General features: G+C 74.0%; 6 protein-coding genes. 4 read left to right on the top strand and 2 right to left on the bottom strand.

From position 1 onward, the window contains the following. Positions 1-1,115, bottom strand: a 1,115-nt coding sequence (locus AX737_RS17070) for an oligopeptide transporter, OPT family (RefSeq protein WP_082773101.1), incomplete at its 3' end; no start/stop codon positions are given. Between the two features lie 194 nt (positions 1,116-1,309). After that, a complete protein-coding gene (locus tag AX737_RS37265) occupies positions 1,310-2,545 on the bottom strand; it encodes a GGDEF domain-containing protein (RefSeq protein WP_066923510.1) in 1,236 nt (411 codons plus the stop codon). Between the two features lie 266 nt (positions 2,546-2,811). Between AX737_RS37265 and AX737_RS17060 the strand changes: the two genes are divergently transcribed. From AX737_RS17060 to AX737_RS17045, 4 genes are all read left to right on the top strand, one after another. Then, the gene (locus AX737_RS17060) at positions 2,812-3,150 is read left to right on the top strand and encodes a hypothetical protein (RefSeq protein ID WP_066923507.1); all 339 of its coding nucleotides are present in this window, start codon (positions 2,812-2,814) and stop codon (positions 3,148-3,150) included. 76 nt (positions 3,151-3,226) lie between these two features. Further along, positions 3,227-4,186: an aldo/keto reductase gene (locus AX737_RS17055; protein ID WP_066923504.1), complete on the top strand. Its 960-nt coding sequence runs from the start codon at positions 3,227-3,229 to the stop codon at positions 4,184-4,186. Beyond that, on the top strand, positions 4,176-4,898 hold the full coding sequence (locus AX737_RS17050) for an NAD(P)-binding domain-containing protein (protein ID WP_066923501.1): 723 nt from the start codon (positions 4,176-4,178) through the stop codon (positions 4,896-4,898). Before AX737_RS17055 ends, AX737_RS17050 begins: the two co-directional genes overlap by 11 nt. 47 nt (positions 4,899-4,945) lie before the next feature. Then, on the top strand, positions 4,946-6,265 hold the full coding sequence (locus AX737_RS17045; protein WP_197430611.1) for an MFS transporter: 1,320 nt from the start codon (positions 4,946-4,948) through the stop codon (positions 6,263-6,265). The last annotated feature ends 95 nt before the right edge of the window (positions 6,266-6,360 follow it).

Raw genomic sequence — 6,360 nt, 5'->3', positions numbered from 1 at the left:
GCGAAGTGCCAGACGAGGCCCGCCAGCGGCAGGCTCAGGGCGAGCGCCCCCCCGGCGATCCAGGGCAGCGGCAGGTCGCGCTCCTGGCGGGGCAGCCGGCGCATGGCGTGCTCGCCCCCGGCCGAGCGCGCGCTCGCCAGCGCCGCGCGCACGCTGCCGAGGATCGGCCCGGCGAGCGAGCCCACCGTCCAGAGCCCGCCCACCGCGATGATGCCGGCCCCGATCAACCGGACCTGATCGGCCCAGACCGCCTGCGCCGCCTCGGCCGGGGCGCCGCCATGCTCGCCGAGCGCGGTCAGCACCGGCACCGCGATGCCCCAGGCGATGACCACGCCGGTGAGCACCGCGAGGCAGGCCCCGATGCCCACGAGGTAGCCGACGCCGACGAGCGCCAGCGAGAAGCCGGTGCCGAGCCCGAACACGGCCCCGCCCGCGACCAGCGCGCCCCGCACGCCCTCGGCCAGCACCTTCAGCCCGTTGGTGGCCAAGCTCACCAGCCCGGCGGCGGCGGCGGCGGCGAGCAGCGTGGCGAGCCCGCGCTCGCCGCCCGCGGGCCTGCCCCGGCCCTCCTCCCCAGCGTGCTCCCCACCGTGCTCTCCAGCGTGCTCCTGGCCGGTGCGCAGCACCTCGGCGGCCGCGACGCCCTCCGGGTAGGGCAGGCTCTCGCCCATCACGAGGGCGCGCCGCAGCGGGATCGAGAAGGCGACGCCGAGAAGCCCGCCGATCAGCGTGATCCCGGCCGTCTCCCAGAACGGGAAGCCGTGCCAGTGCCCGATCAGGACGAGGCCCGGCAGCACGAGGATGACGTTGCAGAGCGTGCCCGCGGCGGAGGCCTGCGTCTGCACGATGTTGTTCTCGAGGATCCCGGCGCCGCCGAGCAGGCGCAGGCAGCCCATCGAGATCATCGCGGCGGGGATCGAGGACGAGAAGGTCATCCCCGTCTTCAGGCCCATGTAGACGTTGGCCGCCATGAACACGACGGTGATGGCCGCGCCGAGCGCGAGGCCCCGGGCGGTGATCTCGGCGGCGTCCCGGTGCGGGGCGAGTCCCCGGGACCCGGCTTCTAGCCTCGGGCCCTGGGCTCCGCGGGGGGCGGTCGGCGTCGGCTGGTCCATCGCGCTCCGGACGGGCAGGGCGCCCAGCGGGCGAACGGCGGTGGGCGGGACGCCCGGGACATCCCGGGCGCCTTCCGAGGTCCAACCGGCAGGCGCCGGGCGCGTTCCGCCGAGCTAAGGCGCGCCCCCGCTCACCGGTCCGGGGCGCGCCCGCTCATCCCGGGGCGCGCCCGCTCATTTCGGGGCGGGCCCGCTCATCCGCGCGCGACGCGCGGCGCGGGAGCCGCCTCCTGGGGCCGCGCCGGCATGTCGCCGGGGTCGCACGCGGTGCTGCGCCGGGCGTCGCGCCATGTGCCGCGGCCCCCAGACTTGGCCGCGTAGAGCGCGACGTCGGCCGCGACCTGCAGGTCCTGCAGGCTCCGCCCGTCGCGCGGGAAGCGGGCGAGGCCGAGGCTGGCGCCTGCCCGGACCGTCCGCCCGCCGAGGCCGAACGGCGCGGCGAGGTCGCGCACGATCCGCTCCGCGAGCGCGGCATCCGCCTCGCCCATCCGGGGGCGGAAGATCAGCGCGGCGAACTCGTCGCCGCCGAGGCGGGCGGCGACGTCCTCCGGGCCCAGGGCGGCGCGGAGCCGGGCCGCCACCTCGACCAGCACGGCGTCGCCCGCGGCGTGGCCGTGGGTGTCGTTGATCGCCTTGAAGCGGTCGAGGTCGATCAGCATCGCGGTCAGCTCGCCCTCGCCCCGGGCCGCCCGCGCCAGCCTGTCCTCGAAGGCCCGCCGGTAGGCGCAGCGGTTGGCCAGGTCCGTCAGGGGATCGTGGTTGGCGGCGTGGTCGAGCTGCCGCAGCGCCGCGGTGGCCGCGACGTTGGCGCGCTGGAGCGAGGCGGCCAGATGGTCCGCCTCGTGCCGCAGCCGCGCGGCCGCCACGTAGTTGCGCTCCCCCCGGCCCGAGGCGCGCACCATCAGGAGGGTCAGGAGCAGCAGGTTGACGCCCATGATCTGCGCCTGCGTCGAGCCGCTGGTCAGGTAGATGACGATCAGGATGGCGCTGTTCGGCAGGACGAAGGCGAGCGTCGAGACGCGGTTGGTGACGCTCTGGACGACCGCGCCCGCGTTGATGCCGCAGAAGGTGAGGCCCGTCGCGATGTTGTAGGCCTGGCCGGCCTGGGCGCAGGCGACGAGGGCCCAGGCCCAGCACAGGCCCGAGACCAGCGCCCCGATCCACGCATGGGCCAGGACCCGGTCCGGCGCCGTGTCGAGGAGGCCGCGTCTCCGCACGGCCCGGGCGATCCAGAGGCGCGCGAGGTTGATGGCCGCGTTGAGCGCCAACCAGCCCACGAGGATGCCCGGCGCCACGTCCCCCCACATCATGGCGCAGAAGGAGAGCGAGACGAAGACGTTCGCCCCGAGCGTCAGGGGCAGGCTCGCCAGGAGGGCGTCGAGCTGGTCTCGCTTGATCAGGCGTTCGACCTCGTCTGGTTGTATTGTCATTTTGATGCAACCGATCAACGAAGACTGTGATCGCGCGCCGCGCTCTCGTCGATGGGTGAGGATGTCGCGTTAAGATCCTGCTTATGGCGCCGCCCGGCGGCTTTCATGGGGCGACGATCATCGACGTGCGCGGTATGCCTGCGCGCCTCCGTCCGCCGCGCCCGGTGCCCGGGGTCCGGGACGGTGGGTTCCATCGCCGGCCCGCGGCTCGACGGCCGGCCCCCGAGCCTGTAGGCCCGGGCGGCATCGTTGCCGGAGGCCCCCCGATGAAGCAGCGCGACGCCATCATCGCCTGGACCCCCGCCCGCTGGGCCGAGCTGCGGCCCGAGACCGCGGGCCAGGTCGCGGTGCTGCCCCTGTCGGAGGCGGCAGGCGCGGCCAAGCGCTACATGATGCGCGCGGGCGCCAGCTCCTCGGCCCTGCAGGCGATGTCCGAGGAGGCCCGCATCGCCCGCCTGTTCATCGACTTCCAGACGCTGGTGGTGCGCGACGGGCTCGATCCGCAGGCGGTGCACCGGGCCTTCCTGGCCATCGACGAGTACCGCTTCCGCATCGCCCCGGACACGGAGGGCGCGGAGTTCGAGGACCCGCCCGAGGAGGATTGAGCGGCGCGCCTCCCCTTCGCCCCGGACGGACACGCCCTAGTTGAGCCGGGCCGAAGCCTGATCCGGGAGGCCCGCGATGAGACCCGAGACGCCCCGTCCCCTCTCCCGCCGCGCGCTGCTGGCCGCCGGCGCCCTGGCGCCGCTGCTCGCACCGGCCCTGGCCGCGTCTCCGGCCCGCGCGGCCGGGGACGCCCGGGATGCCGAGGGCGCCCTGATCCGCCGGCCGATCCCGAAGAGCGGCGAGACGCTGCCGGCGATGGGCATCGGCACCTCGCGCCGCTACGAGGTCGAGCCCACCCCCGACAAGGTGGCGCCGCTCGAGGCGGCGGTGCGCCGCTTCGTCGAACTCGGGGGCTCGGTGATCGACACCGCCCCGAGCTACGGCACCGCCGAGGACGTGCTGGGGAGGATCTTCGCCAAGGGCGACCTGCGCGAGAAGGTGTTCCTGGCGAGCAAGGTCAGCGCCTCCGGCGCCGAGGGCGGCCGGGCCGAGATCCAGCGCTCGTTCGAGCGGATGGGCGTCGACGTGATCGACCTGATCGCGGTCCACAACCTCATCGACACCGGGACCAACCTCGCCACCCTGCGCGACCTGAAGGCGCGGAGGAAGATCCGCTACGTCGGCGTCACGGTCTGGCGCGACGGGCAGTTCGACGGGCTCGAACCGGTGCTCAGGACCGAGCCCCTCGACTTCGTGCAGGTGAACTACGCGGTCGACAACCGGGCGGCGGCCGAGCGGGTGCTGCCGCTCGCCGCCGACAAGGGCGTCGCCGTGATGGTCAACGTGCCGTTCGGGCGCGACCGGCTGTTCAAGGCGGTGCAGGGCAAGCCGGTGCCGGACTTCGCCAGGGCCTTCGGCTGCGAGACCTGGCCGCAATTCTTCCTGAAATACGTCCTCGGCCACCCGGCCGTGACCTGCCCGATCCCCGGCATGGCGAAGGTGTCCTACGTCGAGGACAACTGCGCCGCCGCCCGCGGGCGCCTGCCGGACGCCGCCGAGCGTCGCCAGATGGAGGCCTTCATCGATGCGCTCTGACCGCACCCGCCGCGCCGCGCTGGCTCTCGGCCTCGCGCTGGCCCTCGCCGGCCCCGCCGCGGCCGAGCCCGGGAAGACGGCCGACCACATCAAGATCGCCGTGATCGGCGGCGGCAACATCGGCGGCACGATCGGCCCGCTCTGGGCCCGGGCCGGGCACGCGGTGACGTTCGCCTCGCGCCATCCGGAAGCGCTGAAGCCGCTCGCCGAATCCGTGGGCGCCCGCACCGGCACGCCCGAGGAGGCGGTGGCCGCCAGCGACGTCGTGTTCCTGGCCGTGCCCTACCGGGCCTATCCGGATCTCGCCAGGAGCATCGGCCCGGCGCTGAAGGGCAAGGTGGTGCTGGACGCCGGCAACGCCACCAAGGCGCGCGACGGCGAGCTCTACGACGCGGTCCAGGCCGAGGGCATCGGCGCGACCTCGGCGAAGTTCTTCCCCGGGGCCCGGCTCGTGCGCGCCTTCAACGCGGCGAACTACCGGGTCTTCGCCAAGAACGCGGCGGGGCGCGAAGGAGGGCGGATGGCGATCCCGATCGCGGGCGACGACCCGGCGGCGCTGAAGGTCGCCGAGGGGCTGGTGCGCGACGCGGGCTTCGAGCCGGTGGTGGTGGGCGGCCTCGCCGACGCCTCCAAGTTCGCGATGGGCTCGCCCGGCTTCGGCCACGACCTCACCGCGCCGGACTTGCGCACGAAGCTCGGGCTGGCGCGGTGAGCCCCGCGCACTCTCCCTCCCCCGCAGAGGGGAGAGGGAGGGCGCCCGTGTCCGACGCCCGCCCCGTCCTCGCCCGCCTGATCGACGTCCGCCCCGGCGAGGGAAGGGTGCTGGCCTGGGCCTGGGCCTACATCTTCGCGATCCTGGCCGCCTACTACGTGCTGCGGCCGATCCGCGACCAGATGGGGGTGGCCGGCGGGATCGAGAACCTGCCCTGGCTGTTCACCGCCACGCTGGTCGGCATGCTGGCGCTCAACCTGCCCTTCGCGTGGCTGGTCAAGCGCCTGCCCCGCGCCCGCTTCGTGCCGCTGACCTACCGGTTCTTCGCCAGCCACATCCTGCTCTTCGCGCTCTTCCTCTACGGGGCGCCCCCGGACTGGGACGTCTGGATCGGGCGGGTGTTCTTCGTCTGGCTGTCGATCTTCAACCTGTTCGTGGTCTCGATCTTCTGGGCGACGATCGTGGATGTGTTCTCGACGCGCCAGGGCAAGCGCCTGTTCGGCTTCATCGCTGCGGGCGCCACGCTCGGCGCCATCGCGGGCTCCAGCCTGACCGCCGGCCTCGCCCGCACGGTGCCGACCTGGGGCCTGATGCTCGGGGCCGTGGCGCTGCTGGAGGTCGCCGTGTTCGCCATGCGCGGGCTCGCCCGCCACGCCGAGGGGCTGCACCGCCTCCCGTCCGAGGCGGCGGCGCGGGCCGCGCCGATCGGCGGCAGCGTCTTCGCGGGGATCACCCGGACGCTGGCCTCGCCCTACCTCCTGAACATCGGCCTGTTCCTGCTCCTGTTCTCGATCACCTCGACGGTCCTGTATTTCGAGCAGGCGGGCATCGCCAAGCGCAGCTTCCCCGACCGCGCCGCGCAGACGGCCTTCTTCGCGAGCGTCGATCTCGCGGTGAACGTGCTGACGCTCGGCGTGCAGCTCTTCCTCACGGGGCGGATCACCCGGGCGATCGGCGTCGGGCCGACGCTCGCGATCCTGCCGGCCTTGAGCGTGCTGGGCTTCGCGGCGCTCGCGGTCTCGCCCACCATCGCGGCGATCGTGGCCTTCCAGGTGCTGCGGCGCGCCGGCAACTTCGCGATCAGCCGGCCGGTGCGCGAGGTGCTGTTCACGGTGGTGCCGCGCGAGGACCGCTACAAGGCCAAGAGCTTCATCGACACGGTGGTCTACCGCCTGGGCGACCAAGTGGGCGCGTGGTCCTACGCGGGGATCGGGGCGCTCGGCCTCGGGGCGACGGCGGCGGCGGTGGTGTCGGTCCCGCTCTCGGCCGCCTGGCTCGCCAACAGCCTCTGGCTCGGCCGCGAGCAGGTCCGGCGCGCGCGCGCGGACGAGGAGGCGACGCCGGACGGGCACGGGGCGGGGATCTGAAACCGTTTCCGGTTCATCGGTTCGGTTTGAGGCATCGTCCCAGGACGAAGCGCGGGTCCCCTCTCCCATAGGGAGAGGTCTGCTTTCGCAGAAAG

The sequence above is a fragment of the Methylobacterium sp. CCH5-D2 genome (genome assembly GCF_001556475.1).
In the GTDB taxonomy this organism is placed as follows: Bacteria; Pseudomonadota; Alphaproteobacteria; order Rhizobiales; family Beijerinckiaceae; genus Methylobacterium; species Methylobacterium hispanicum.
This window is presented reverse-complemented; position numbering and strand designations above follow the sequence as displayed.